The organism is Actinoallomurus liliacearum, assembly GCF_039542035.1.
Lineage (GTDB): Bacteria > Actinomycetota > Actinomycetes > Streptosporangiales > Streptosporangiaceae > Actinoallomurus > Actinoallomurus liliacearum.
In genome coordinates this window covers 77618-100604 of the sequence record NZ_BAABHJ010000032.1, presented here as the reverse complement: position 1 = coordinate 100604, position 22987 = coordinate 77618, and the positions used below count along the sequence as shown (strand labels likewise).

General features: G+C 72.3%; 24 protein-coding genes. 15 read left to right on the top strand and 9 right to left on the bottom strand.

Annotated features, from left to right (window positions below):
- Nucleotides 1–28 precede the first annotated feature (28 nt).
- Entirely contained in the window at nucleotides 29–736 is a 708-nt protein-coding gene (gene pgeF / locus ABD978_RS35700; RefSeq protein WP_345364563.1) for a peptidoglycan editing factor PgeF, read from the bottom strand.
- Between the two features lie 33 nt (nucleotides 737–769).
- Nucleotides 770–1798 carry an NAD-dependent epimerase/dehydratase family protein gene (locus tag ABD978_RS35695; RefSeq protein WP_345364560.1) on the bottom strand — a complete coding sequence of 343 codons (1029 nt, stop codon included), beginning with the start codon at nucleotides 1796–1798 and terminating at the stop codon, nucleotides 770–772.
- A gap of 171 nt (nucleotides 1799–1969) precedes the next feature.
- On the opposite strand from ABD978_RS35695, the gene ABD978_RS35690 reads away from it, so the two are divergent.
- The 11 genes from ABD978_RS35690 (at nucleotide 1970) to ABD978_RS35640 (ending at nucleotide 10420) form a co-directional block, all read left to right on the top strand.
- The gene (locus ABD978_RS35690) at nucleotides 1970–2770 is read left to right on the top strand and encodes a CoA transferase subunit A (RefSeq protein WP_345364558.1); all 801 of its coding nucleotides are present in this window, start codon (nucleotides 1970–1972) and stop codon (nucleotides 2768–2770) included.
- Nucleotides 2767–3402: a CoA transferase subunit B gene (locus tag ABD978_RS35685; RefSeq protein ID WP_345364556.1), complete on the top strand. Its 636-nt coding sequence runs from the start codon at nucleotides 2767–2769 to the stop codon at nucleotides 3400–3402. Before ABD978_RS35690 ends, ABD978_RS35685 begins: the two co-directional genes overlap by 4 nt.
- Nucleotides 3399–4070: a protocatechuate 3,4-dioxygenase subunit beta gene (pcaH, locus tag ABD978_RS35680; protein ID WP_345364554.1), complete on the top strand. Its 672-nt coding sequence runs from the start codon at nucleotides 3399–3401 to the stop codon at nucleotides 4068–4070. Before ABD978_RS35685 ends, pcaH begins: the two co-directional genes overlap by 4 nt.
- Nucleotides 4070–4603 carry a protocatechuate 3,4-dioxygenase subunit alpha gene (gene pcaG / locus ABD978_RS35675; RefSeq protein ID WP_345364552.1) on the top strand — a complete coding sequence of 178 codons (534 nt, stop codon included), beginning with the start codon at nucleotides 4070–4072 and terminating at the stop codon, nucleotides 4601–4603. The genes pcaH and pcaG overlap by 1 nt, the downstream gene beginning before the upstream one ends.
- Nucleotides 4584–5963, top strand: a complete 1380-nt coding sequence (gene pcaB, locus ABD978_RS35670; protein WP_345364550.1) for a 3-carboxy-cis,cis-muconate cycloisomerase — start codon at nucleotides 4584–4586, stop codon at nucleotides 5961–5963. The genes pcaG and pcaB overlap by 20 nt, the downstream gene beginning before the upstream one ends.
- A complete protein-coding gene (gene pcaD / locus ABD978_RS35665) occupies nucleotides 5960–6712 on the top strand; it encodes a 3-oxoadipate enol-lactonase (RefSeq protein ID WP_345364548.1) in 753 nt (250 codons plus the stop codon). Before pcaB ends, pcaD begins: the two co-directional genes overlap by 4 nt.
- On the top strand, nucleotides 6709–7086 hold the full coding sequence (gene pcaC / locus ABD978_RS35660; RefSeq protein ID WP_345364547.1) for a 4-carboxymuconolactone decarboxylase: 378 nt from the start codon (nucleotides 6709–6711) through the stop codon (nucleotides 7084–7086). Before pcaD ends, pcaC begins: the two co-directional genes overlap by 4 nt.
- 122 nt (nucleotides 7087–7208) lie before the next feature.
- Nucleotides 7209–7712 carry a hypothetical protein gene (locus ABD978_RS35655; protein ID WP_345364545.1) on the top strand — a complete coding sequence of 168 codons (504 nt, stop codon included), beginning with the start codon at nucleotides 7209–7211 and terminating at the stop codon, nucleotides 7710–7712.
- A gap of 83 nt (nucleotides 7713–7795) precedes the next feature.
- Nucleotides 7796–8578 carry an IclR family transcriptional regulator gene (locus ABD978_RS35650; protein ID WP_345364543.1) on the top strand — a complete coding sequence of 261 codons (783 nt, stop codon included), beginning with the start codon at nucleotides 7796–7798 and terminating at the stop codon, nucleotides 8576–8578.
- A gap of 55 nt (nucleotides 8579–8633) precedes the next feature.
- Nucleotides 8634–9797 carry a 4-hydroxybenzoate 3-monooxygenase gene (locus ABD978_RS35645; RefSeq protein WP_345364541.1) on the top strand — a complete coding sequence of 388 codons (1164 nt, stop codon included), beginning with the start codon at nucleotides 8634–8636 and terminating at the stop codon, nucleotides 9795–9797.
- Nucleotides 9794–10420 (top strand): LysE family translocator, encoded by a 627-nt coding sequence (locus ABD978_RS35640; RefSeq protein WP_345364811.1) that lies wholly within the window; start codon nucleotides 9794–9796, stop codon nucleotides 10418–10420. The genes ABD978_RS35645 and ABD978_RS35640 overlap by 4 nt, the downstream gene beginning before the upstream one ends.
- Before the next feature lie 49 nt (nucleotides 10421–10469).
- On the opposite strand, the gene ABD978_RS35635 is transcribed toward ABD978_RS35640, so the two are convergent.
- The 4 genes from ABD978_RS35635 to ABD978_RS35620 form a co-directional block, all read right to left on the bottom strand.
- The gene (locus tag ABD978_RS35635) at nucleotides 10470–11324 is read right to left on the bottom strand and encodes a spermidine synthase (protein WP_345364539.1); all 855 of its coding nucleotides are present in this window, start codon (nucleotides 11322–11324) and stop codon (nucleotides 10470–10472) included.
- A 74-nt stretch (nucleotides 11325–11398) separates the two neighbouring features.
- Nucleotides 11399–12550 carry an acetyl-CoA C-acetyltransferase gene (locus tag ABD978_RS35630; RefSeq protein WP_345364537.1) on the bottom strand — a complete coding sequence of 384 codons (1152 nt, stop codon included), beginning with the start codon at nucleotides 12548–12550 and terminating at the stop codon, nucleotides 11399–11401.
- A gap of 62 nt (nucleotides 12551–12612) precedes the next feature.
- Nucleotides 12613–13230, bottom strand: coding sequence for a TetR/AcrR family transcriptional regulator (locus ABD978_RS35625; protein ID WP_345364535.1), 618 nt, complete (start codon nucleotides 13228–13230; stop codon nucleotides 12613–12615).
- A gap of 20 nt (nucleotides 13231–13250) precedes the next feature.
- A complete protein-coding gene (locus tag ABD978_RS35620; RefSeq protein ID WP_345364533.1) occupies nucleotides 13251–14051 on the bottom strand; it encodes an SDR family oxidoreductase in 801 nt (266 codons plus the stop codon).
- A 49-nt stretch (nucleotides 14052–14100) separates the two neighbouring features.
- Between ABD978_RS35620 and ABD978_RS35615 the strand changes: the two genes are divergently transcribed.
- The 4 genes from ABD978_RS35615 (at nucleotide 14101) to ABD978_RS35600 (ending at nucleotide 20385) form a co-directional block, all read left to right on the top strand.
- Nucleotides 14101–15225, top strand: a complete 1125-nt coding sequence (locus ABD978_RS35615) for an acyl-CoA dehydrogenase family protein (RefSeq protein ID WP_345364531.1) — start codon at nucleotides 14101–14103, stop codon at nucleotides 15223–15225.
- Nucleotides 15222–16202, top strand: a complete 981-nt coding sequence (locus ABD978_RS35610) for an acyl-CoA dehydrogenase family protein (protein WP_345364529.1) — start codon at nucleotides 15222–15224, stop codon at nucleotides 16200–16202. Before ABD978_RS35615 ends, ABD978_RS35610 begins: the two co-directional genes overlap by 4 nt.
- Nucleotides 16203–16468: 266 nt before the next feature.
- A complete protein-coding gene (dnaE, locus tag ABD978_RS35605) occupies nucleotides 16469–20032 on the top strand; it encodes a DNA polymerase III subunit alpha (RefSeq protein ID WP_345364527.1) in 3564 nt (1187 codons plus the stop codon).
- A complete protein-coding gene (locus tag ABD978_RS35600; protein ID WP_345364525.1) occupies nucleotides 20029–20385 on the top strand; it encodes a DUF6300 family protein in 357 nt (118 codons plus the stop codon). The genes dnaE and ABD978_RS35600 overlap by 4 nt, the downstream gene beginning before the upstream one ends.
- A gap of 83 nt (nucleotides 20386–20468) precedes the next feature.
- On the opposite strand, the gene ABD978_RS35595 is transcribed toward ABD978_RS35600, so the two are convergent.
- The 3 genes from ABD978_RS35595 to ABD978_RS35585 form a co-directional block, all read right to left on the bottom strand.
- On the bottom strand, nucleotides 20469–21008 hold the full coding sequence (locus tag ABD978_RS35595) for an RNA ligase 1 family protein (protein ID WP_345364523.1): 540 nt from the start codon (nucleotides 21006–21008) through the stop codon (nucleotides 20469–20471).
- Between the two features lie 87 nt (nucleotides 21009–21095).
- Nucleotides 21096–22145: an NAD(P)H-dependent flavin oxidoreductase gene (locus ABD978_RS35590; RefSeq protein WP_345364521.1), complete on the bottom strand. Its 1050-nt coding sequence runs from the start codon at nucleotides 22143–22145 to the stop codon at nucleotides 21096–21098.
- 85 nt (nucleotides 22146–22230) lie between these two features.
- A complete protein-coding gene (locus ABD978_RS35585; RefSeq protein WP_345364519.1) occupies nucleotides 22231–22971 on the bottom strand; it encodes a CoA-transferase subunit beta in 741 nt (246 codons plus the stop codon).
- Nucleotides 22972–22987 lie beyond the last annotated feature (16 nt).

The window sequence follows — 22987 nt, the reverse complement described above, 5'->3', positions numbered from 1 at the left end:
CCAGGACGACGACCGGTGCCGGATCTCCTCACTCCAGCCAGATGAAGGCCGCGAACCGGCCGGTACGGCCCTCGCGGCGGTAGGAGTACAGCTCGGGGCTCTCGATGGTGCAGCGCGCGTCGTGCCGTACGTCGGTCACACCGGCGGCGGTGAGCTGGGCGGTGATCCCCGCCCTGACGTCCAGCGCGGGCGTCCCCTGACGGGTCGTCGACCAGGCGGCGGGCAGCACGGCCGCCACCTCGTCCCGCAGCTCGGCGGACACCTCGTAACACGAACCGCAGGCGTTCGGGCCGATCAGCGCGACCATCCGGGCCGGGTCGGCGCCGCGCCCCGCCATCGCCTCGACCAGCGCGGGCACGACCCCGGCGGCCGTGCCCGCGCGGCCCGCGTGGGCGCCGCCCACCAGCCGCGCGACCGGGTCGGCGACCAGCACCGGCGCGCAGTCGGCGACGAGCACCGCCAGCGCCAGGCCCGTCTCGTCCGTGTAGACGCCGTCGAGGGCCGGCGGATCGTCGCCGAACGGCCCGGTGACGTACCGGACGTCGGCGCTGTGCACCTGGCGCATGTAGACGGTCCGCTCGACACCGAGCTCGGCCGCCGTCTTGGCGCGGTTCTCCCGGACCGCGGCCGGATCGTCTCCGACGCCGCCCCCGAGGTTGCGCGAGTCGTACGGCGCGGCGCTCGTCCCGCCCGACCGGTCGGAGATGACGGCGCCCACACCATCGGCCAGCTGCATCAGCCGCTCCTCCTCACTTCCGCCTCGACGTTATCAATCAGCTGTGTCGTTCCCATGCGCCGCCGCCCAGGCGGCGAGGATGCGGCGCTCCTTGTCGGGGGCGATGCCCTGGCCGCCCTCCGTGGCCCGATCCGCGGTGATGTTCTCCTCGCGGATCCAGGACCACATGTCGCGGACGGTGTCGGCGACCGGGCGGCAGCGCAGCCCCTCCTCGAGAGCCTTCGCCGAGGACGGCAGCCAGACGCCCGCGTCCTCGGGACCGTCCGGAGTCCACATCGGCAGTTCCGTCCACGCGGCCACATCGCGTTCGAGGAGGAACGTGTCGTCGACCCAGGTCGGCACGGCGTCCGACCCGGTGACGCGGACGCACTCGTCCAGGAGCGCGCCGAAGGTGGTGTTGCCCGGTACCCCGCTCACCAGGGACCGGCCGGCCGCCCCGGCCGCCAGCCGGGCCAGGCCGAATTCGGCGATGTCCCGTGCGTCGATCAGCTGCATGGCGCGGCCGGGGTCGCCGGGCGCGAGGACCGGCCCGCCGGTGGCGATCCGGGTCAGCCACCACGTCAGCCGCGGCACCTGTTCCCCCGGCCCGATGATCAGGCCCGGGTTCAGGATCAGGGCCCGGCCGTCGAATCCGGACTCGACGGCGCGTTCGCACCCGGCTTTGAAGGCGTTGTACGGGACGTCGGCGTCCGGCCCGGCGTCCGGCGGGCACGGCAGGAGCGCGGAACTCTCGTCGACCCGGTGTGCCGGCCAGTCGGCGTAGGCGTGGACGGACGAGACGAACAGGTAGGTGTCCGCGTGTCCCGACAGCGCGCGCGCCGACCGGCCGACGACCCGCGGCACGTACCCGCAGGTGTCGATGACCGCGTCCCAGCGGCGGCCCTCGACGAGCCGACGCAGGTCCGCGGCGTTCTCCCGATCGCCGCGGATCACCTCCGCTCCGGGCACGTCCGTGCCGCTCCGCCCACGATTGAAGGTCGTGACCCGGTGTCCCTGCCGCAGCGCCCGTGTCACGAAGGCACGGCCGAGGAAGACGGATCCACCGATCACCAGAAGTCGCATGTCCTCGATCATGATCACCCCGATCGCCGCGGTGCGCGATGTTCGCGCGCGGCGGACGGCACACGCCCGTCCGGGGCGGAGCGCGGCACGCGCCGGCCCGCGGAACCTGGGGGTTTCCGCTCAGCGGAAGGTGGCGGCGGCGGAAACGGCGCGGGTTGGCAGGGTGAAGGCATGGACAAGGTGCTTCCCTCGGCGGCGGAGGCGGTGGCGGACATCGGCGACGGCGCGTCGATCGCGGTCGGCGGGTTCGGGCTGTGCGGCGTCCCGTTCACACTGATCGACGCGCTGTACGAACGGGGCAGCTCGGAGCTGTCGATCGTGTCGAACAACTGCGGCACCATCGGACGCGGCCTGGGACGGTTGCTGGACGCCGGCCGGATCACCCGGGCGATGGGGTCGTACGTCGGGGAGAACAAGGAACTCGCCCGTCGTTACCTGTCCGGAGAGATCGAACTCGAGCTCGTACCGCAGGGGACGCTCTCGGAGCGGCTGCGCGCCGGCGGGTGCGGCATCCCGGCGTTCTACACCCCGGCGGGCGTGGGCACGCTCGTCGCGGAGGGCGGCCTGCCGTGGCGCTACGGGCCGGACGGCGACGTGGTCGTGGCCTCCCCGCCGAAGGAGGTTCGCGAGTTCGGCGGCCGGTCGTACGTCCTGGAGGAGAGCGTCCGGACCGACTTCGCGCTCGTCCGCGCCGTGCGCGGGGACCGGCACGGCAACCTGGTCTTCGACAAGGCCGCCCGTAACTTCAACCCCCTGTGCGCCATGGCGGCGCGGACCGCGATCGCCGAGGTCGAGGAGCTGGTCGACTTCCTCGATCCGGACGACGTGCACCTGCCGGGGATCTTCGTCCGGCGCGTGGTCGCGCTGACCCCGGAGCAGGCCGCGGACAAGCCGATCGAGAAGCGCACCGTGAGCGAGGCCGCCGCGGCGAGCGAGAAGGCCCAGCGACCATCGAGCCGGAGCGGGAAATGAGCTGGAACAGGGATGAGATCGCCGCGCGGGCGGCGGCGGAGCTGTCGGACGGGATGTACGTCAACCTCGGGATCGGGCTGCCGACGCTCATCCCCGGACACCTGCCCGCGGGCGTCGACGTGGTGATCCACTCGGAGAACGGCGTGCTGGGCGTCGGCCCGTACCCGGCCGAGGACGAGATCGACCCGGACCTGATCAACGCGGGCAAGGAGACGGTGACCGTCCGCCGTGGGGCGTCGTTCTTCGACTCGGCGCTGTCGTTCGGCATGATCCGCGGCGGTCACGTCGACGTCGCGGTGCTCGGCGCCATGCAGGTGTCGGCTCGCGGTGACCTGGCGAACTGGGCGGTCCCCGGGAAGATGATCAAGGGGATGGGCGGGGCGATGGACCTCGTTCACGGCGCGCGGCGGGTGATCGTGGTGATGGAGCACACCGCCAAGGACGGCGGCCCGAAGATCGTCCAGGAGTGCTCGCTGCCGCTGACCGGGGTGGCGTGCGTCCAGCGGATCATCACCGACCTGGGGGTCCTGGACGTCACCCCCGACGGTCTGGCGCTGGTCGAGACCGCGCCCGGCGTGAGCGAGCAGGAGATCCGCGACCGCACCGAACCCCCGATCGGAGTGACCCGATGACCGACCCGAATCCGCCTTACCTCTACCCGCCGTACCGGAGCACGCCGCTGCGGGCGCCGTCCCGGCCGCTGGTGATGCCCGAGTACGGGCCCGACGCGATCGAGCTGGCCGGCCCCGTCTTCGGCCACGAGGAGCTGGGCCTGCTCGACGACGACCTGACCAGGCAGCACTCCGGTGAGCCGCTCGGCGAACGGATCGTCGTCACCGGACGGGTCCTGGACTCCGGCGGACGCCCGGTGACGGGCGCGCTGGTCGAGATCTGGCAGGCGAACGCCGCCGGGCGGTACGTCCACCTGCGCGAGCAGCATCCCGCGCCGCTGGACCCGAACTTCACCGGCGCCGGCCGCTGCCTCACCGACGCCGACGGCCGGTACCGCTTCGTCACCGTCAAGCCGGGCGCCTATCCGTGGGGGAACCACCACAACGCGTGGCGGCCCGCGCACATCCACTTCTCGGTGTTCGGCACGGCGTTCACCCAGCGGCTGGTCACGCAGATGTACTTCCCGGGAGACCCGCTGTTCGCCTACGACCCGATCTTCCAGTCGATTCCCGACGAGAAGGCCAGGGAACGTCTCATCTCCCGGTTCGACATCGACACCACCGTGCCGGAGTGGGCCCTCGCCTATCAGTGGGACATCGTCCTCGGCGCGACCCCGATGGAGGCATGATGGCCACCCCCTCGCAGACGGTCGGCCCGTTCTTCGGCTACGCCCTCCCGTACGCCGACGGCCCGTACGTCGTCCCGGAGTGGCGTCCGGACGCGATCCGGATCCGCGGCCGGGTCCTGGACGGCGCCGGCGAGCCGCTGCCGGACGCGCTGGTGGAGATCTGGCAGGCCGACGCGGACGGGAACGTTCCCCGGGGCGGCGGCGCGCTGCGGCGGGCCGGCAAGGACTTCTCCGGGTTCGGCCGCTGCGGGACCGACGCGGCCGGGAACTACCGGTTCTCCACGATCAAGCCCGGCGGCCCGGCCCCGCACATCGCGGTGCTGGTCTTCGCCCGAGGCCTGCTCAAGCCGGTCGCGACCCGCCTGTACTTCCCCGGCGAACCGGGCAACACCACCGATCCGGTGCTGTCCGGGGTGCCGGCGGAACGGCGTGACACGCTCGTCGCGGTGCGGGAGGGCGAGCGGTCCTACCGCTTCGACGTCCACCTCAGTGGAGAACGGGAGACGGTCTTCTTTGAGCGGTACTTCGGCTGATCTGCTGTCGCCGGTCGCCGCCGGCACCGCGGCCGAGGCGGCGACGTCCGCCGAGGCGTGGGTGCGCGCCCTGATCGACGCGGAGGCGGCGCTGGCCCGCGCGCAGGCCCGGCTCGGACTGATCCCCGGCGACGTGGCGCGCGCCGTCGCCGGCGCCCGGATCGACCCGGCCGACCTGGCCGTACGGGCTCGCGGCGCGGGCAACCCGGTGGTGCCCCTCGTCGCCGCGCTGCGCGAGGTCGCCGGCGACCAGGTCCACGCGGGCGCGACCAGCCAGGACATCATGGACACCGCCGCCATGCTGGTGGCGTCGCGCGTCCGCGAGACGATCCTGGCGGACCTCGGCCGTACGGCGGACGCCCTCGCCGAGCTGGCCCGGCGGCATCGGGACACTCCGATGGCGGGGCGCACGCTCGGACAGCAGGCCGTGCCCACGACGTTCGGGTTGCGGGCCGCGGGCTGGCTGGCCGCGGTCGCGGAGGCTCGGGACCGGCTCGCCGCGGTGCGGTTGCCGGCCCAGCTCGGCGGGGCCGCCGGGACACTGGCCGCGCTCGGGACGACCGAACTGCTGCCGCTGTTCGCCGAGGAGACCGGCCTGGCCGAGCCGGTACTGCCCTGGCACACGCTGCGCACGCCCGTCGCCGAGCTCGGCGGCGCGCTCGCCCTCGTCGCCGGCGCCCTCGGCAAGATCGCCACCGATGTCGTGCTGCTCGCCCAGACCGAGTTCGGTGAGGTCGCCGAACCGGCCGCCCCCGGACGCGGCGGTTCCTCGGCGATGCCGCACAAGCGCAACCCGGTCCTCGCCACGATGATCCGGTCGGCCGCGCTGCGCGTCCCCGCGTACGCCCAGATCCTGTACGCCGCCCAGGCCGCGGGCCTCGACCGGCCGGCGGGGGAGTGGCACGCGGAGTGGCAGCCGTTCGGTGACTGCCTGCGCCTGGTCGGCGGCGCCGCCGAGACCGCGGCCGAACTGACCGCGGGCCTGGAGGTCTTCCCGGACCGCATGCGCGCGAACCTCCGCGAGGAGCTCCTCGCGGAGTACGTCGCCGGCCGGCTCGCCGAACGAGACGGCCGGGCGGCCGCCAAGGAGACGGTCGCGCGGGCGGTGCGCGAGGGGCGTCCGCTCGGCGACCTGCTCCCGGAAGGCGACCGCGCGGAGCGGGGCGGGACCACCGGAACCGGTTCCGAGAAGGACGCAGGGGCCGAGGGGCGTACGGAACCGGAGGACGCCGCCGGCGCCGGTCCCGAACGGGGCGGGTCCGGGGCGGCTTTCGGGGTCGACCTGGCCGCGGTGATCGGCTGCGCGCCCGAACTGGTGGACCGCGCCCTCGACGCCTATGCGAGGAGGAACCGGCGGTGAGCGCGCTGAACCATCGTCTCGACGGTCCGGGGGACGCGCCGGTCCTGGTCCTCGGTCCCTCCCTCGGCACGACGCTCGACCTGTGGCGGCCGCAGCTTCCGGCGCTGACCGCCTCCTGGCGGACCCTCCGGTTCGACCTGCCCGGCCACGACGGCTCCCTCCCGATCCACGGTTCGGTCGCGGACTTCGCGGACGCGGTCGTGGACCTGCTCGACGCACTCGGCGTCGGCCGCGCGGCCTACGCCGGAGTGTCCCTGGGCGGGGCGATCGGCACGACCCTGGCGCTGCGCCACCCGGACCGGCTGACGAGCCTGGCGCTGTGCTGCACCTCCGCTCGGTTCGGGGACGCGGGTCCGTGGCACGAGCGCGCCGCGCGGGTGCGGGCGGAAGGGCTGGAGCCGCTGACCGACATGTTCCTGGGCCGCTGGTTCACCGCCGGTTACGCGGGCCCCGGCGTGGCCGCCGTGCGGGACATGCTCCAGCGGATCGACCCCGAGGGCTACGCCGCCTGCTGCGAGGCGCTCGCCGGCTTCGACGTCCGGGACCGGCTCGGCGACGTGAACGTTCCCACCCTCGTCGTGGCGGGCGCGGAGGACATGGCCACTCCGCTGGACCACGCCGATGTCCTCGCCGGGGGGATCCCCGGTGCGGAGCTGGTCGTGGTGCCCGGGGCCCACCTGGCCGGCCTGGAATGCCCCGAGCCGGTCACCGAGGCGTTGGTACGCCACTTGGAGAGGACGACAGCATGAGCGAGGGGATGAGGGTTCGCCGGGAGGTCCTCGGCGACGCGCACGTCGATCGCGCGCAGGCGCGTACGACGGACTTCGCCGCCGATTTCCAGGACTTCATCACGCGGTACGCGTGGGGGGAGATCTGGACCCGGCCCGGCCTGGACCGCCGGACGCGCAGCTGTGTCACGCTCACCGCGCTGGTCGCCCGCGGCCACCTGGACGAACTCGCGATGCATGTGCGCGCCGCCCTCCGCAACGGGCTCACCACCGACGAGATCAAGGAAGTTCTGCTCCAGACCGCGGTATATTGCGGTGTCCCGGCGGCCAACGCCGCCTTCGCGGTCGCCCAGCGGGTGCTCGTGGAGGAGGGTCTGATCGCTCAGAGTGAATGATCGATTTCGCATCGTGTTCACCCAGAGCGTAATCTGTCGCTCACGCTCCGCGTCGGCGGGTGCGTGATCGAGTTCCCCGATCCCCCCAGGGAACGCTCGGCACGGGAGGTAGGGTCATGGACGTGGCGGACACAGAGCGGCGGATCAACCAGCTGTACAACGACGTCAACGCCATCTACGACCAGCTCACGATCATCCAGCGGACGCAGCAGACGCACGGCCGTCAGCTGGCCTCACAGGGCCGTCAGCTCGAGGCACAAGGTCTTCAGCTCGAGACACAGGGACGTCAGCTCGACGAGCAGGGCCGGCAGCTGGCGACGCTCACCGACACGGTCACGCGGGTCTGGGCCACCCAGCAGGAGCACGGCGAGCGGCTGAAACACCTGGACAGCGCGGTCGCGGTCCTCGTCGAGCAGGTCGCCGGGCACGACGAGCGGTTCGGCCAGATCGACCAGCGGTTCGAGCAGGTCGACCAGCGCTTCGGGCAGATCGACCAGCGCTTCGGGCAGATCGACCAGCGCTTCGGGCAGATCGACCAGCGCTTCGGGCAGATCGACCAGCGCTTCGACGAGCAGGACAGGAAGCTCGACCTGATCCTCGAGGCGTTGAAGATCGACGCCGGCTGACCGGCGTTCTCGGCGCCCCGCGACCCGGCATCGGGACGCGGGGCGTTGCCTATCGTGAAGGCCTCGGATGAGGAGGCGGGACCATGACGGGCGTCCAGCGCCCGCCCAGTGTGGCGGGCAAGGTGATGGCGATTCTCGAGTCGTTCGCGCCCGGCGGTGTCCGGTTGACCCTCACCGAGATCTGCGCCCGAGCCGGTCTGCCGCTCGCGACGGGACACCGGCTCGTCCGGGAGCTGACCGACGGCGGCTTCCTCGAGCGCCTGCCCGACGGGTCGTACCGCATCGGGACGCGGCTGTGGCGCATCGGCGCGCAGGCCTCGGCGGCGCGGAGCCTGCGCGAGCTCGCCCTGCCCCACATGGAGGAGCTGTACGCCGCCACCCACGAGAACGTCCAGCTCGCGGTGCTCAGCGGCGACAAGGCGCTGTACCTCGAACGATTGCGCGGGCCACGGTCGGTGCCGATCGTGACCCGGGTCGCGGCCGAACTCCCGCTGCACGCCACCGGGGTCGGGAAGGTCCTGCTCGCCTTCGCCGAGGAGGAGTTCGCGGAGAAGGTCATCGCGCGGGGGCTGCCGCCGTACACCGCGCACACCGTCACCGACGCCGACCGGCTGCGGGCCTGCCTCACCGGGATCCGGCGTTGCGGATACGCCGTGACCCGTGAGGAGATGTCCCTCGGGACGTGCTCGGTGGCCGCGCCGGTCCGTGATCCCGGCGGTGCGGTCTTCGCGGCGCTGTCGCTCGTCACCCGCCGGAACGTCGTGGACCTGCGGCGCCTGGTGCCGGCGGTCCTCGCCGCGGCGAACGCCCTGGCCCGGGACGTGAACGCGCACGGCGGTTCCGCTGAGTGGAAGGACTGGGGGTGACGGCCGGGGCGCCGGCGCGAGGATCGTGTCGAAGGACGTCGGAAGAGGATGATCGATGCGCACGCAAGTGGCGATCGCCGGGGCCGGACCGGCCGGACTGTTGCTCTCTCACCTGCTGCGGCTGCGCGGCATCGATTCGGTCGTACTGGAGAGCCGCGACCGTGCGTACGTGGAGCGGCGCCAGCGGGCCGGGATGCTCGAGCAGGGCACCGTGGACGTCCTTCGCAGCAGCGGCGTCGGTGAGCGGCTCGACCGCGAAGGCCTCACCCACCACGGCCTCGAGCTTCGATTCGGCGGCGCCGGGCACCGGATTCCGCTGTCCGAGCTGACGGGCGGGCGCACGGTGACGATCTACGCGCAGACCGAGATCGTCAAGGACCTGATCGCCGCGCGGCTGGCCGCCGGGGGAGAGCTCCATTTCGAGACCGAGGTCCTCTCGGTGGACCCGAGCGCGCCGTCGGTGACCTACCGCCGTGACGGTCGCGTCGAGACGCTGGAGTGCGACGTCATCGCGGGCTGTGACGGCTTCCACGGGGTCTGCCGCCCGGCGGTTCCGGACACCCGGATCCACGAGCGCGAGTACCCCTTCGCGTGGCTGGGCATCCTCGCCGACGTCCCGCCGTCCACGGACGAGTTGATCTACGCGTACAGCGAGCGCGGATTCGCGCTGCACAGCCTGCGGTCCCCGAAGATCAGCAGGCTCTATCTCCAGGTCGACCCGGCGGAGGACGTCGCCGCGTGGCCTGACGAGCGGATCTGGTCCGAGCTGCGGGCGCGGTTCGCCACCGACGACGGCTGGGAACTGCGGGACGGGCCGATCCTGGAGAAGTCGATCACGCCGATGCGCAGTTTCGTCGCGGAGCCGATGCGGCACGACCGCCTGTTCCTCGCCGGAGACGCCGCGCACATCGTCCCGCCCACAGGCGCGAAGGGCCTGAACCTCGCGATCTCCGACGTCATCGTCCTCGCCGAGGCGCTGGGCGCCTGGTACGACTCCGGCACGACCGAACTGCTCGACGCGTACTCCGACACCTGCCTCCGGCGGGTGTGGCGGGCCGAGCACTTCTCGTACTGGATGACGACCCTGCTGCACAAGGACCCTCGTCAGGACGCCTTCGGGCATCGCCTCCAGCTGTCCCACCTGGAGTACGTCGCCGCGTCGAAGGCCGCCGCGACGACGCTCGCCGAGAACTACGTCGGAGCCGCCCCCACGCTCTGATCCGGAGAAGATCGTGGACCTCGGGGCGTAACATCATCGTCATCCCCGGCCCCAGCGTGCTGTTCATCGTCGGACGCGCGCTGGCGTACGGGCGGCGCACCGCGCTCGTCTCCGTCGTCGGTAACGAGCTCGGTGCCCTGGTCATGGCCGGAGCGGTGGCGCTGGGAATCGGCTCACTGGTGGAGCGGTCCGTGCTGATCTTCACCACGGTGAAGCTGGCCGGTGCCGCCTACCTCGTCTTTCTCGGCGTACGGGCCTTCATGCGCCGGGGCGCGCACGCCGATCTGGCGGCCGCGGCCACCGACGCGCGCGGCGGGTGGCGCGCGTGCCTCGACGGTTTCCTGGTCGGGGTGACCAATCCGAAGTCGGTGGTGTTCTTCGCCGCGGTGCTGCCGCAGTTCGTCGATCCGGCACGCGGGCACGTCCCCGTCCAGATGTTCACGCTCGGCCTGATCTTCGTCCTGGTCGCGCTCGCCGCCGACTCGGTCTGGAGCGTCATCGCCGGCACGGCGCGGGCCTGGTTCGGCCGCTCGCCCCGGCGGCTGCGGCTGGTCGGCGGGGCCGGCGGTCTCGCCATGATCGGCCTGGGCCTCGGCGTCGCGGTCACCGGCCGCAAGGACTGAGACGTTCCGGCCGGCTACGTCGCGCTCCCAGGGCCGGGGCCGGGGCCGGTCAGCTCCGGTCGAAGACGCCCTTGGGCGGAGGCGGTGACGGGCGGGCGGTCGCGTCGGTGGCCGGGACCGCCCCGGCCGCGAACCCGACGAGCTCCTCCCCGTCCAGGACCCGTCCCGGGAAGGGGTCCCCGGCGGCGCTGCGGGTGAGCTCCGCCACGGGCGGCGGCATCCGCCCGGCGATGAGGACCAGGTTGCCGAAGCGGCGGCCGCGCAGCACGGCGGGGTCGGCGATGAGAGCGGCCTCCGGGAGCACGGACCGCAGCGTCGCCACCTGTGTCCGGGCGAACGACAGCGGCGCCCCGTCGGCCACGTTGGCGGCGTACCACCCGCCCGGGCGCAGGACCCGGGCGACGGCCGCGACGAACTCCACGGTGGTCAGGTGCGCGGGCGACCGGGCTCCCGCGTACGCGTCCCCGATCACCAGGTCGAAGGAGTCCTCGGGAGCGCGCGTCAGGACCTCGCGCGCGTCGCCGTGCCGGATTCGGATCCGGTGGCCCCGCTCCAGGGGCAGTTCCCGGCGGACGAACTCGATGAGCGCCGCGTCGATCTCGACGACCTGCTGGGTCGAGCGCGGCCGGGTCGCGGCGACGTAGCGCGGCAGGGTCAGGGCGCCGCCGCCCAGGTGCAGCACCCGCAGTGGCCGCCGCGCCGGGGCCGCGAGGTCCACGACGTGGCCGAGGCGCCGTACGTACTCGAAGTCGAGATAGGTGGGGTCGTCGAGGTCCACGTGGGACTGCGGCGCGCCGTCCAGCATGAGGACGTGGGCGCGCGGGCGGTAGGGATCGGGGACCAGCTCCGCGGTGCCCGAGTCGACCTTCGCCTCGACCGTTCGAGCGCTCTGCCGGTGTGCCACCGGCCCACACTAATGGACCTGCTCGGGATGCCGGACGGCCGCGACGCCGGCCCGGCTCGCGCGGCGGGCCCGGCTCAGAGGCGTTCGATGATGGTGACGTTGGCCTGGCCGCCGCCCTCGCACATGGTCTGCAGACCGTACCGCCCGCCGGTGCGCTCCAGTTCGTGCAGCAGCGACGTCATCAGCCGGGCACCGGTGGCGCCGAGCGGATGACCGAGCGCGATCGCGCCCCCGTTGGGGTTGGTCACGGCCGGGTCGGCACCGGTCTCCTTCAGCCAGGCCAGCACGACCGGCGCGAACGCCTCGTTGATCTCGACGACGGCGATGTCGCCGATCGTCATCCCGGCCTTCTTGAGCGCGTACGCGGTGGCGGGGATGGGGGCGGACAGCATACGGATCGGATCCTCGCCGCGTACGGACAGGTGGTGGACGCGGGCGCGCGGGGTCAGGCCGTGGTCGCGTACGGCGCGTTCGGAGGCGAGGAGCAGCGCCGCGGACCCGTCGGAGATCTGCGAGGCCAGCGCGGCGGTCAGCCGGCCGCCCTCGACGAGGGGTTTCAGCGCGGCCATCTTCTCCGGTGACGTGTCGCGGCGGGGACCCTCGTCGGCCGTGACGTCGCCGTACGGGGCGATCTCCCGGCCGAACCGGCCCTCGTCGATGGCGCGGATCGCGCGCCGGTGCGACTCCAGCGCGAACTCCTCCATCTCCGCCCGGCCGATGTCCCACCGCTCGGCGATCATCTCGGCGCCGCGGAACTGTGAGACCTCCTGGTCGCCGTAGCGGGCCTCCCAGCCGCGCGAGCCCGCGAACGGACCGGCGAACCCCAGTTGCGCTCCCGCGACCATCGCGTACGCGATCGGGATCTTCGACATGTTCTGTAGGCCGCCCGCGACGACGAGGTCGCAGGTGCCGCTGAGCACGGCCTGGGCGGCGAAGTGCACCGCCTGCTGCGAGGAACCGCACTGGCGGTCGACGGTCACGCCCGGGACCTCCTCCGGCAGCCCCGCCGCCAGCCAGCAGGTACGGGCGATGTCACCGGCCTGCGGCCCCACCGTGTCGACGCATCCGAAGATCACGTCCTCGACCGCCGCCGGGTCGACGCCGGACCGTTCGACCAGCGCCGTCAGCACGTGCGCGCCGAGATCCGCCGGATGCACCTCGGCCAGGCCGCCGTTCCGCCGGCCGACGGGAGTACGGACCGCCTCGACGATGTACGCCTCCGCCATCACACGCCTCCTGCTCCTACTGGGTCGCCGGAGGGGCACGGTCCGGCCCCACGGCCTGTCTCCTACTCGTGCTGGATCCCCCCGAGGACCATGGCGAGGTACTGCTCGGCGATCTGCGCGGCGGTGAGCCGCCCGCCGGGCTGGTACCAGGTCGCCGCCACCCACACGGTGTCGCGGATGAAGCGGTAGACCAGGGCGATGTCCAGGTCGGCGCGGAACGCGCCCTCCCGGACGCCGCGCTCGAGCAGCGTCATCCACATCTCCTCGAACCGCCGCCGCGACTCGGTCAGGTACGCGAACCGCGGACCGGTCGCCAGATGCCGCGACTCGTTCTGGTACATCACGACCGCCGGCCGGTGCCGGTCGATGCAGCCGAACGACTCGGCGACGAGGGCGGTGAGCGTGTCGCGCGCCCCCAGGTCCGCGGCGAGCACGCGGTCGTACGCCGCCCACATCTCGTTCAGGAAGGTCGAGAGGATCTCATCGGCCATCGACTCCTTGGAGTCGAAGTGGTAGTAGAGGCTGCCGCCGAGGATGCCGGCGGCGTCCGCGACCTCCCGCACGGTGGTGGCGGCGTATCCGCGGGTGGCGAAGACCTCCGCGGCGGTGGCGAGCAGTTCGGCCCGCCGCTCGGCTCGGGCGGCGGCGGTGCCCTCGGCGTCACGCCGTCGTGGACTCATGGGATTTCCTCGGAGCTGACTCAGGGGTGCTGGCTGGAGACGGCGACGACCTCGCCCGTCATGTACGACGAGTAGTCGGTGGCCAGGAAGACGATAACGTTGGCCACCTCCCACGGCTCGGCGTACCGGCCGTACGCCTCCCGGCGCGTCAGCTCCGTCAGCAGCTCCTCGCTCGTCACCTTCACCAGGTGCGGGTGCATGGCCAGGCTGGGCGCCACCGCGTTGATCCGCACGCCGTACTCCGCCGCCTCCAGCGCGGCGCAGCGCGTGAGCGCCATCACCCCGGCCTTGGCCGCCGCGTAGTGCGACTGCCCGCGCTGCGCCCGCCAGCCGATCACCGAGGCGTTGTTCACGATCACGCCGTGCCCCTGCTCGCGCATCACCCGCAGGGCCGCCCGCGTGCAGCGCATGGTGCCGCCGAGGGTGACGTCCAGCACCCGTGACCACTGCTCGTCGGTCATCTCCACGAGATCGGCCGTCCCGCCGAGGCCGGCGTTGTTGACCGCGACGTCGATCCGGCCGAAGCGCTCGGCGGCCGCGGCGAACAGCGCCCGTACGTCGTCCTCGGAGGTCACGTCGCACGGGACCGCGGCCACCGACTCCGCGCCGAACTCCCGTTCCAGGTCGGTCAGCGACCGGTCGAGCCGTCGCTCGTGCGCGTCGCTGATCACCACCCGCGCGCCCTCCTCCAGGCAGCGCCGGGCCGTCGCCCCGCCGATGCCCGCGCCGGCCGCCGCCGTCACCACCACGACGCGGTCGCGCAGGAGTCCGTGACCGGGGACGGGCGTCGCCCGGGTGGAGGGAATGCCGGTCTCGCTCACCTGCGTTACTCTACCAAACGGTTGTTAGAAAGAATCGAGGCGGACGGCCATGGATCTCGACCTGTCGTCGGTGGAGCCCTTCCGGGCCGAGGCGCGCGCCTGGCTGCGCCGCCACGTTCCCGCGACGCCGCTGCCGTCGCTGGAGACCGAGGAGGGCTTCGCCGCCCACCGGGAGTGGGAGCGGACGCTCGCCGCGGCCCGGCTGTCCGTGGTGTCCTGGCCGGAGGCGTACGGCGGCCGGGGCGCGTCACCGCTGGAGTGGCTCGTCCTCGAGGAGGAGTACTACGCCGCCGGCGCGCCGGGACGGGTGAGCCAGAACGGCATCAACCTGCTCGCCCCGACGCTGTTCGCCCACGGCACCCACGACCAGCTGGAACGCGTCCTGCCGCCGATGGCCTCCGGCGAGGTGATCTGGGCCCAGGCGTGGTCGGAGCCCGGCGCCGGCAGCGACCTGGCCGCCCTGCGGGCGACCGCCACTCGCGTCGACGGCGGGTGGCGGCTGAACGGGCAGAAGACCTGGAGCTCCCGCGCCGCCTTCGCCGACCGCGCGTTCGGGCTGTTCCGCTCCGACCCCGCGGCCGAACGCCATCGCGGGCTGACGTACCTGATGTTCCCTCTCGACGCCGGCGGCGTGACCGTACGGCCCATCGGGCGGCTCGACGGCAAGCCCGCGTTCGCCGAGCTGTTCCTCGACGACGTGTTCGTGCCCGACCGCGACGTCATCGGCGCGCCCGGCCAGGGCTGGAAGGTCGCGATGAGCACGGCCGGCAACGAGCGCGGTCTCACCCTCCGCAGCCCCGGCCGGTTTCTCGCCGCCGCCGACCGCCTCGTGGCCCTGTGGCGCGAGCACGGCGCCGACCCGCTGCTGCGCGACCGCGTCGCCGACGCCTGGATCAAGGCGCGCGCCTACCGGCTCAAGGCGTTCGAGACGATCTCCCGCGCCGACGACGTCGGCGCCGAGGCCAGCGTGAACAAGGTCTTCTGGTCCGAGCTGGACGTCGAGCTGCACGAGACCGCGCTGGAGATCCTGGGTCCGGACGCGGAGCTGGAGGGGGACTGGCTGGAGGGCTACGTCTTCTCCCTCGCCGGCCCGATCTACGCAGGCACCAACGAGATCCAGCGCAACGTCATCGCCGAGCGCGTCCTCGGCCTGCCCAAGGAGGCGAGGAGATGAGGTTCGCCCTCGACACCGAGCAGCGCCTGTTCGGCGACACCCTGCGCGAGCTCCTCACCGAGGCCGGCACGCCCGCCTTGATCCGCCGGTGGGCGGTCGGCGACCACGACCGTGCGCTGTGGTCCGCGCTCGCGGAGGCCGGGGTGTTCGCCCTCGCGGTGCCCGAGCGCCATGGCGGCGCCGGGCCGCTCCCGGTGGAACTCGCCGTCGCGGCGCACGAGCTGGGCCGCCACGCGGTGCCCGGCCCCGTCGTCGAGACGCTCGCGGCGGCCGCGCTCCTCGACGGGACCGGCGACGCGGGCACGGCCGCCGAATGGCTGCCGCGGATCGCCGAGGGTGAGGCCGTCGTCTCGCTGGTGTCTCCGGGCCCGGTCCGCCGCGCCCTCGACGCGGACGCCGCCGATCTGGTCCTGATGACGGACGGCGCGGACCTGTGGTCGGCGGCGCCCGACGGTCCCGCCGTACGCTCCCTGGACCCCGCACGCCGGCTGTTCCCCGTGCGCGCGGCCGAGCGCCTGGCGGCCGGACCGGCCGTGCGCCGGTCCGCCGCGGTGGCGTACGACCTGGCCGCGCTGGCCTGCGCCGCGCAACTGCTCGGCCTCGGACGGGCGTTGCTCGACGCGACGGTGGAGTACGCGCGGACGCGACGGCAGTTCGGCCGTCCGATCGGGGAGTTCCAGGCGGTCAAGCACCAGCTGGCGAACGCCCTGACCGGGCTGGAGTTCGCCCGGCCGCTCGTCTACGGCGCCGCGCTGTCGTTCGGCTCACCGCACCTGCCGCGCGACGTGTCGGCGGCCAAGGCCGCGGCCTCCGACGCGGCCTACGCCGTCGCCCGGATCGCCCTGCAGGCGCACGGCGCGATCGGCTACACCGACGAGTACGACCCGTCCCTGTGGATCCGCAAGGTACGGGCGCTGCGCTCGGCCTGGGGCACCCCCGCCGAGCACCGTGCCCGCGTTCTGGCCGCGCTGCCTTGACACCCGACCGCGCGCCGGGGCCGGCATCCCGCAACCGCGATCGCACGGCGGGCCGACGGCCTTGAGAGGATCCGATCCGCCGGTGCGGCTCAGCGCGCCGGCCATGGTGCGTGACGCGGGGAGATGGTGATGACGGGGAAGACCGCTCATCTTTCTTCACAACCGTAAGTTGTCACAGGTCGGGCTGTCGGTTGTTGGACAACCCGTCTTCGCCTTCGGTCGAATGTCGGACGTCCTGACGCCGTACAACCGAAGGGAGTGGGGCGGTGGATTCGTTCGTCCACCTGCACGTCCATACCGAGTACTCGATGCTCGACGGTGCCGCGAAGGTCGGGCGCCTCATGGAGGAGGCGGGCCGCCTGGGGATGCCGGCCGTCGCGATGAGCGATCACGGCAACGTGCACGGGGCGTACGAGTTCTACCACTCGGCGAACAGAGCGGGCGTCAAGCCGATCATCGGCATCGAGGGCTATGTCGCCCCCGCGTCCCGGTACCACAAACAGGCCGTGTACTGGAGCGACAACCTCTCACTGCGCAGGTCCGACGATGCCACCGGTGCGGGCGGGGACGTCGCCGGCCGTGGTCTCTACACCCACATGACGATGTGGGCCGCCGACGCCGAGGGCCTGCGGAACCTGTTCCGCCTCCAGTCGCGCGCCTGGCTCGAAGGCCACGTCCAGAAGTACCCCCGGATGGACGACGAGCTCCTCGCCGAGCACGGCAGGGGGATCATCGCCACGACCGGCTGCCCGTCGGGCGCGGTGCAGACCCGGATCCGCCTCGGGCAGTACGACAAGGCGGTCGAGACCGCCGCGACGTACCGGGACCTCTTCGGCAGGGATAACTACTTCCTGGAGCTGATGGACCACGGCATCCCCATCGAACGCCGGGTCCGCGACGACCTCCTGCGCCTGGGCGAACAGCTCGGCCTGCCACCGCTGGCCACCAACGACTCCCACTACGTCACCGAGGACCAGGCGGGTGCGCACGACGCGCTCCTGTGCATCGGCACCGGCAAGCAGCTCGCCGACCGGAACCGCTTCCGGTTCTCCGGCTCCGGCTACTACCTCAAGACCGCCGAGGAGATGCGGTCCCTATGGGACGGCCAGGTGCCCGGCGCCTGCGACAACACCCTCCTGATCGCCGAACGCGTCGGCGACTACGGCGAGGTCTTCGCCCACCGGGATCTGATGCCGAGGTTCCCCGTTCCGGATGGGGAGAGCGAGTCGTCGTGGCTGCGGAAGGAGACCCTGGCCGGCGCGCGGCGCCGCTACAAGGGCGACCCATCGCAAGAGGTCCTGAACCGCATCGACTACGAGCTGTCCGTCATCGACGGCATGGGCTTCCCCGGCTACTTCCTCGTCGTCGCCGACATCTGCCGATACGCACGGGCCAACGGCATCGGACTCGGACCCGGCCGAGGCTCGGCCACCGGCTCGATGGTCGCCTACTGCACCGGGATCACCGAGCTCGACCCGATCGAGCACAAGCTGATCTTCGAGCGGTTCCTCAACCCCGAGCGCATCACCATGCCCGACGTCGACCTCGACTTCGACGACCGCCGCCGCGACGAGATGATCGACTATGTCACCGGGAAGTACGGCGACGACCGGGTCTGCCAGATCGTCACCTTCGGCACCATCAAGGCCAAGGCCGCCGTCAAGGACGCCTGCCGCGTCCTCGGCTATCCCTACGCGCTCGGCGACCGGATCACCAAGGCGTTCCCCGCCGCCGTCGGCGGCAAGGAGATCCCGCTGTCGGCGATCCACGACGAGAACCACCCCCGCCACGGGGAGGCCGCCGAGCTGCGGAAGATGTACGAGGAGGAGCCGGACGTCAAGCGGGTCGTCGACACCGCCGTGGGCGTGGAGGGCCTGACCCGCGGCACCGGAATCCACGCCGCCGGCGTGATCCTGTCCTCCGAGCCGCTGGTCGACGTCCTCCCCCTGGTGCGGCCGAAGGCCGACGGGCCGATCATCACCGGGTTCCCGTTCACGCAGGCCGAGGACATGGGCCTGCTCAAGATGGACTTCCTCGGCCTGCGCAACCTCACCGTCATCAACGACGCCATCGCCAACGTCAGAGCCAACAAGGGCATCGAGATCGACATCCTCGAGGTTCCTCTCGATGACGGGAAGACCTACGAGCTGCTGGCCCGCGGAGACACTCTCGGGGTGTTCCAGCTCGACGGTGGCGGCATGCGCACGCTCCTCAAGCTGATGCAGCCGAGCGAGTTCACCGACATCGCCGCGGTCTCGGCCCTGTACCGGCCCGGCCCGATGGAGATGAACGCGCACACCAACTACGCGCTGCGCAAGACCGGCAGACAGGATGTCGAGCCGATCCATCCGGACCTGAAAGAGGCGCTCGACCCGATCCTGGGCGACACCTACCACCTGGTGGTCTTCCAGGAGCAGGTGATGGCGATCGCCCAGCGACTCGCCGGATACTCCCTCGGCGGCGCGGACATGCTGCGTCGCGCGATGGGCAAGAAGAAGAAGGACGTCCTGGACGCGGAGTGGGGCAGATTCTCCGCGGGCATGAAGGAACGCGGCTTCTCCGATGAGGCCGTCAAGGCCGTCTGGGACGTCTTGGTCCCCTTCTCCGGATACGGGTTCAACAAGTCGCACACCGCCGGGTACGGCGTCGTGTCGTACTGGACCGCCTACCTGAAGGCGAACCACCCCGCCGAATACCTCGCCGCGCTGCTCACCTCGGTCGGTGACGACAAGGACAAGATGGCGGTCTACCTGTCGGACTGCCGCCGCCTCGGCATCAAGGTCCTGCCGCCGGACGTCAACGAGTCCGAACTGAACTTCGCCGCCGTCGGCGAGGACATCCGCTTCGGCCTCGGCGCGATCCGTAACGTCGGCGCCAACGTCGTCGCGGCGATCGTCCAGAGCCGCCGCGACAAGGGCGCGTTCAACGACTTCAACGACTTCCTGACCAAGGTCCCGACGAGCGTCTGCAACAAGCGCGTCATCGAATCCCTCGCCAAGGCCGGCGCGTTCGACGGCCTCGGTCACCGCCGCAAGGCCCTCGTGATGGTCCACGAGCAGGCCGTCGACGCGGTCATCGACGTGAAACGCAACGAGGCCCGCGGCCAGGACTCCCTGTTCGGCGCGCTCGACGAGCCGGAGGACGAGACCGGCGGCATGTTCTCCGTCGCGATCTCCGAAGAGGAATGGGACAAGAGCAGCCTGCTGACCTTCGAACGGGAGATGCTCGGCCTGTACGTCTCGTCTCATCCCCTCGACGGCGCCGAGCGCGTCCTGGAGGCCGCCCGCGACACCACGCTCGCCGAACTGCTCGCCTCCGGTCGTACGGAGGGCTACGTGCGGGTCGCCGGGATCATCTCCGGCCTGCAACGCAAGATCACCAAGAACGGGGACACCTGGGCGATCGTCAACCTCGAGGACCATGACGCCTCGGTCGAGTGCCTGATCTTCCCCAAGAGCCACGTCCTGTACGGCGAGACGCTGGCCGAGGACCGGGTGGTCACGATCCGCGGCCGCGTCAACGTGCGGGACGAGACGCTGAGCGTCTACGGGGAGGAGGTCACCGTCCTCGACGTCTCCCAGGTCACCGCCGCCGAGCCGCCCGTGGTGATCTCCCTTTCGGAGTCCCGCGTGTCCGCCGACGTCATCCACGAGCTGAAACGCATCCTGGACTCCCACCCCGGCCACGCACCCGTGCACCTGAGGCTGCGGCCGGGGCGCCCCGGCGCGAAGGGACTGCTGATCGCCCTCGACCGGTTTCGCGTCCAGCCGGAACCGTCGTTCTTCGGGGACATCAAGTCCCTGCTGGGCGCGAACGCGATCGGCGCATGACCGCCGTGCCCACGCGCCACCGCGCGCGGCGACCGCTCTGGACGCAGCACGCGTGCCCGCGGTGCGCCGGGGACGTCCTCGCCGTACTGCGGCTTCCGCACGGCTGGCGGACCGAACAGGGCACCGAGGTCACCGGCTTCACGGAGATCGTGCTGTGTGCTCGCTGCGACCTCGATGATCCGATCACCGGGCCGATCGTCACGTTCTTCGCCGTCCATGAGATCGCGACCGACCGGACCGTGGATGTTCTCGCCCGGCTCATTCGGCGGTGGATCGAGAACGCCAGGCCCGCCCGCCTCGACCAGGCGGCTCTCGACGCCGAGATCGACGCCTGGTACCGCGGTGACCTGTGACCGTGGCCGACCGGCCTGCGGTCCTCCTGAGTACGGCCGAGGATTCTCGTCGTCGGAACGACGGAGATCCTCGGCGCTCGGGTTCAGGCCGGGGGGAGATCGCGGCGCTTGAGCTTGGCCATTCGGCCGTCCGGGTGGTGCCAGACGATGCCCTCCCACGGGTGGGCGCGCAGCCAGGCGGCCAGGCCGGCGTAGTCGCGAGGGACGTCGCCGAGGTTCTCGGCGCCGTGACGCACCAGGGTGTGGCGGTCCAGGCCCTCCGGGTTGCCGTTGACCTTGGGCCCGACGAGTTCGTACGTGCCGGGCTCCCAGCGATCGGCGGCGATCGCCTCGGCGAGGAACTTCTGGAAGCCCGACTGCTCGGCGGGCTCCCAGCCGACCGTCTTGCCGGTCTGCTCGTCATGGGCGATCTCGACGAAGCCGGGCGGCCGCCCCTTGCCCTGCTTGACCTCGCGGCGCGCCCACCAGCGCTCGCCGTCGTAGCGAACGCAGGTGCCGTCGAACTTGCGCGTCGGCCGGCCGTGGCCGTCGAAGACCCAGCCGCACTCGGGGTTCGGGGTGCGGGTGACGTAGCGCCGGTCACCGTCCCAGTCGCGGACGAACACGGTCGGGATCTTCCGCATTTCCCTGCCCTCCTCTGCTCGTGGCCGGGATCGATCCTGCACGAGCGGTCCGGTCGCGGGCGAGCGGATTTCCGGCGGCCGGCCCGATCAGCCGGTGGTCAGGTCGGTGAGGCGGGTCGTGATGTCGGTGGCCTGGGCGACGATGCCGTCGATCAGCTCCTGGCAGGAGGGCAGGTCGGAGATGACGGCGACGGCCTGGCCGGAGGCCATCACGCCGAGGTCGGGGCGGCCGTCGACCATGGCGGCCTTCAGCAGCATCGGGGTGTTGGCGGCCATCAGCACCTGCGACCAGGACAGCTCCCTGCCGTGCCGCATCGCCAGCCCGTCGCGGACCATCGCCCGCCATGACATCCCGGACACCCGCTTGAAGCGGGCGGCGTTGCGGAGGGCGCGGGCCAGGCCGGCGGCCCGGCCCGAGCGCTCCAGCGAGTCGACCAGGTCCGTGCGCAGCACCCGGTGCGGCATGCCGTCGACCTGCCGCGTGACGACGGTCTCGGTCATGCCGAGGTAGACCCGCTTCACCGCCTCGGGCACCGAACTGTCGGAGGTCAGCAGGAAGCGGGTGCCCATCGCCACGCCCGCCGCCCCGTACGCCAGCGCCGCCGCCAGGCCCCGGCCGTCGAAGAAACCGCCCGCCGCGATCACCGGGATGTCCACGGCGTCGACGACCTGGGGGAGCAGCAGCGTGGTGGCGACCGGGCCGGTGTGCCCGCCGCCCTCGCCGCCCTGGACGAGGACGGCGTCGGCGCCCCACGCCGCCACCTTCTCGGCGTGCCGGCGCGCCCCCACGGACGGGATGACGACCACGCCGGCGTCCTTCAGCCGCGCGATCAGTTCGGGCCTGGGCGCGAGCGCGAAGGACGCGACCCGTACGCCTTCCTCGATGAGCAGGTCGATCCGCTGCCCGGCGTCTGTGGCGTCCGCCCGCAGGTTCACCCCGAAGGGGGCCGTCGTGCGCTCCCTGACCTCGCGGATCGCGGCGGACAGGGCGTCCAGGGTCATGGTGGCGGAGGCGAGGATGCCCAGGCCGCCCGCGTTCGCGACGGCCGAGACGAGGCGCGGGCCGGCCACCCAGCCCATGCCGGTCTGCACGACCGGGTGCCGGACGCCGGTCAGTTCGGTCAGCGCCGTCCGCATGGGCCGGTGCCCCTTTCGTCGTCGACCGGTGCGGCCATCGCCGGACGCGTCTCACCCCGGCCGGCGCGTCGTCCCGTCCCCGCTCTCATCGGCGGGAGCCCTCCGGGACCTCCCGGTCGCGGAGGCCGTTCGGGTCGAGGACCTCGCGGATGATCCGCAGCTCCTCCGCGTCCGGGACCCGCGTCGCGGGGACGTCCTCGGGGACGGAGAGGGCGAAGCCGGTGGCCGCGACGACCTCCTCGACCGTCACGCCGGGGTGGACCGAGCGCAGCCGCATCCGCCGGTCCGGCGTGGCGAAGTCGAGGACGGCCAGGTCGGTCACCACGACGCGGATCTCGTGGGCGCCCCGGTCGTACCCGACGCCGCTGACCATGTCGACCGTCTCGACGAACACCCGGGGGGAGTGGCGGGGAATCCAGTAGCTGGTCGTGTCGCACCGGGTGTTGCCGGGCACGCCGCGCACGCCGAGCAACTGGGCCTTCGGGCGCGCCCAGTCGCCGATGCACGAGATGTTCGTGTTGCCGAAGCGGTCGATCTGGCTCGCGCCGAGCATGACGTGACGGCGGCCGTTCAGCACCAGCCACAGGTGCTCGCGGAACGGCAGCCAGCCCTCGATCTCGCCCGGCCTCTCGCCGAGCGCGGGAACGTCACCGGTCAGCAGGCACGTGCCGTCGTGCGTCAGCAGGCCGGGCTCGAACGTCAGCCGCGCGAGCCGGGCGGCCAGGACGGTGACGGCGCCGCCGATGCCCGCCGCGAGGACCTCGCCGTCGCCGCGGAACGCCTCCGCGCACGCCGTCACGCACACCTCGGCCCTCGTCGCGCTCATGGCCCCTCCTTCGCCG

What these genes read in the sequence shown, in the direction of transcription:
- pgeF (WP_345364563.1), bottom strand. Translation starts at nt 736, where the DNA reads ATGCAGCTGGCCGATGGTGTGGGCGCCGTCATCTCCGACCGGTCGGGC.
- ABD978_RS35695 (WP_345364560.1), bottom strand. Translation starts at nt 1,798, where the DNA reads ATGCGACTTCTGGTGATCGGTGGATCCGTCTTCCTCGGCCGTGCCTTC.
- ABD978_RS35690 (WP_345364558.1), top strand. Translation starts at nt 1,970, where the DNA reads ATGGACAAGGTGCTTCCCTCGGCGGCGGAGGCGGTGGCGGACATCGGC.
- ABD978_RS35685 (WP_345364556.1), top strand. Translation starts at nt 2,767, where the DNA reads ATGAGCTGGAACAGGGATGAGATCGCCGCGCGGGCGGCGGCGGAGCTG.
- pcaH (WP_345364554.1), top strand. Translation starts at nt 3,399, where the DNA reads ATGACCGACCCGAATCCGCCTTACCTCTACCCGCCGTACCGGAGCACG.
- pcaG (WP_345364552.1), top strand. Translation starts at nt 4,070, where the DNA reads ATGGCCACCCCCTCGCAGACGGTCGGCCCGTTCTTCGGCTACGCCCTC.
- pcaC (WP_345364547.1), top strand. Translation starts at nt 6,709, where the DNA reads ATGAGCGAGGGGATGAGGGTTCGCCGGGAGGTCCTCGGCGACGCGCAC.
- ABD978_RS35650 (WP_345364543.1), top strand. Translation starts at nt 7,796, where the DNA reads ATGACGGGCGTCCAGCGCCCGCCCAGTGTGGCGGGCAAGGTGATGGCG.
- ABD978_RS35645 (WP_345364541.1), top strand. Translation starts at nt 8,634, where the DNA reads ATGCGCACGCAAGTGGCGATCGCCGGGGCCGGACCGGCCGGACTGTTG.
- ABD978_RS35630 (WP_345364537.1), bottom strand. Translation starts at nt 12,550, where the DNA reads ATGGCGGAGGCGTACATCGTCGAGGCGGTCCGTACTCCCGTCGGCCGG.
- ABD978_RS35625 (WP_345364535.1), bottom strand. Translation starts at nt 13,230, where the DNA reads ATGAGTCCACGACGGCGTGACGCCGAGGGCACCGCCGCCGCCCGAGCC.
- ABD978_RS35615 (WP_345364531.1), top strand. Translation starts at nt 14,101, where the DNA reads ATGGATCTCGACCTGTCGTCGGTGGAGCCCTTCCGGGCCGAGGCGCGC.
- ABD978_RS35610 (WP_345364529.1), top strand. Translation starts at nt 15,222, where the DNA reads ATGAGGTTCGCCCTCGACACCGAGCAGCGCCTGTTCGGCGACACCCTG.
- ABD978_RS35600 (WP_345364525.1), top strand. Translation starts at nt 20,029, where the DNA reads ATGACCGCCGTGCCCACGCGCCACCGCGCGCGGCGACCGCTCTGGACG.
- ABD978_RS35595 (WP_345364523.1), bottom strand. Translation starts at nt 21,008, where the DNA reads ATGCGGAAGATCCCGACCGTGTTCGTCCGCGACTGGGACGGTGACCGG.
- ABD978_RS35590 (WP_345364521.1), bottom strand. Translation starts at nt 22,145, where the DNA reads ATGCGGACGGCGCTGACCGAACTGACCGGCGTCCGGCACCCGGTCGTG.
- ABD978_RS35585 (WP_345364519.1), bottom strand. Translation starts at nt 22,971, where the DNA reads ATGAGCGCGACGAGGGCCGAGGTGTGCGTGACGGCGTGCGCGGAGGCG.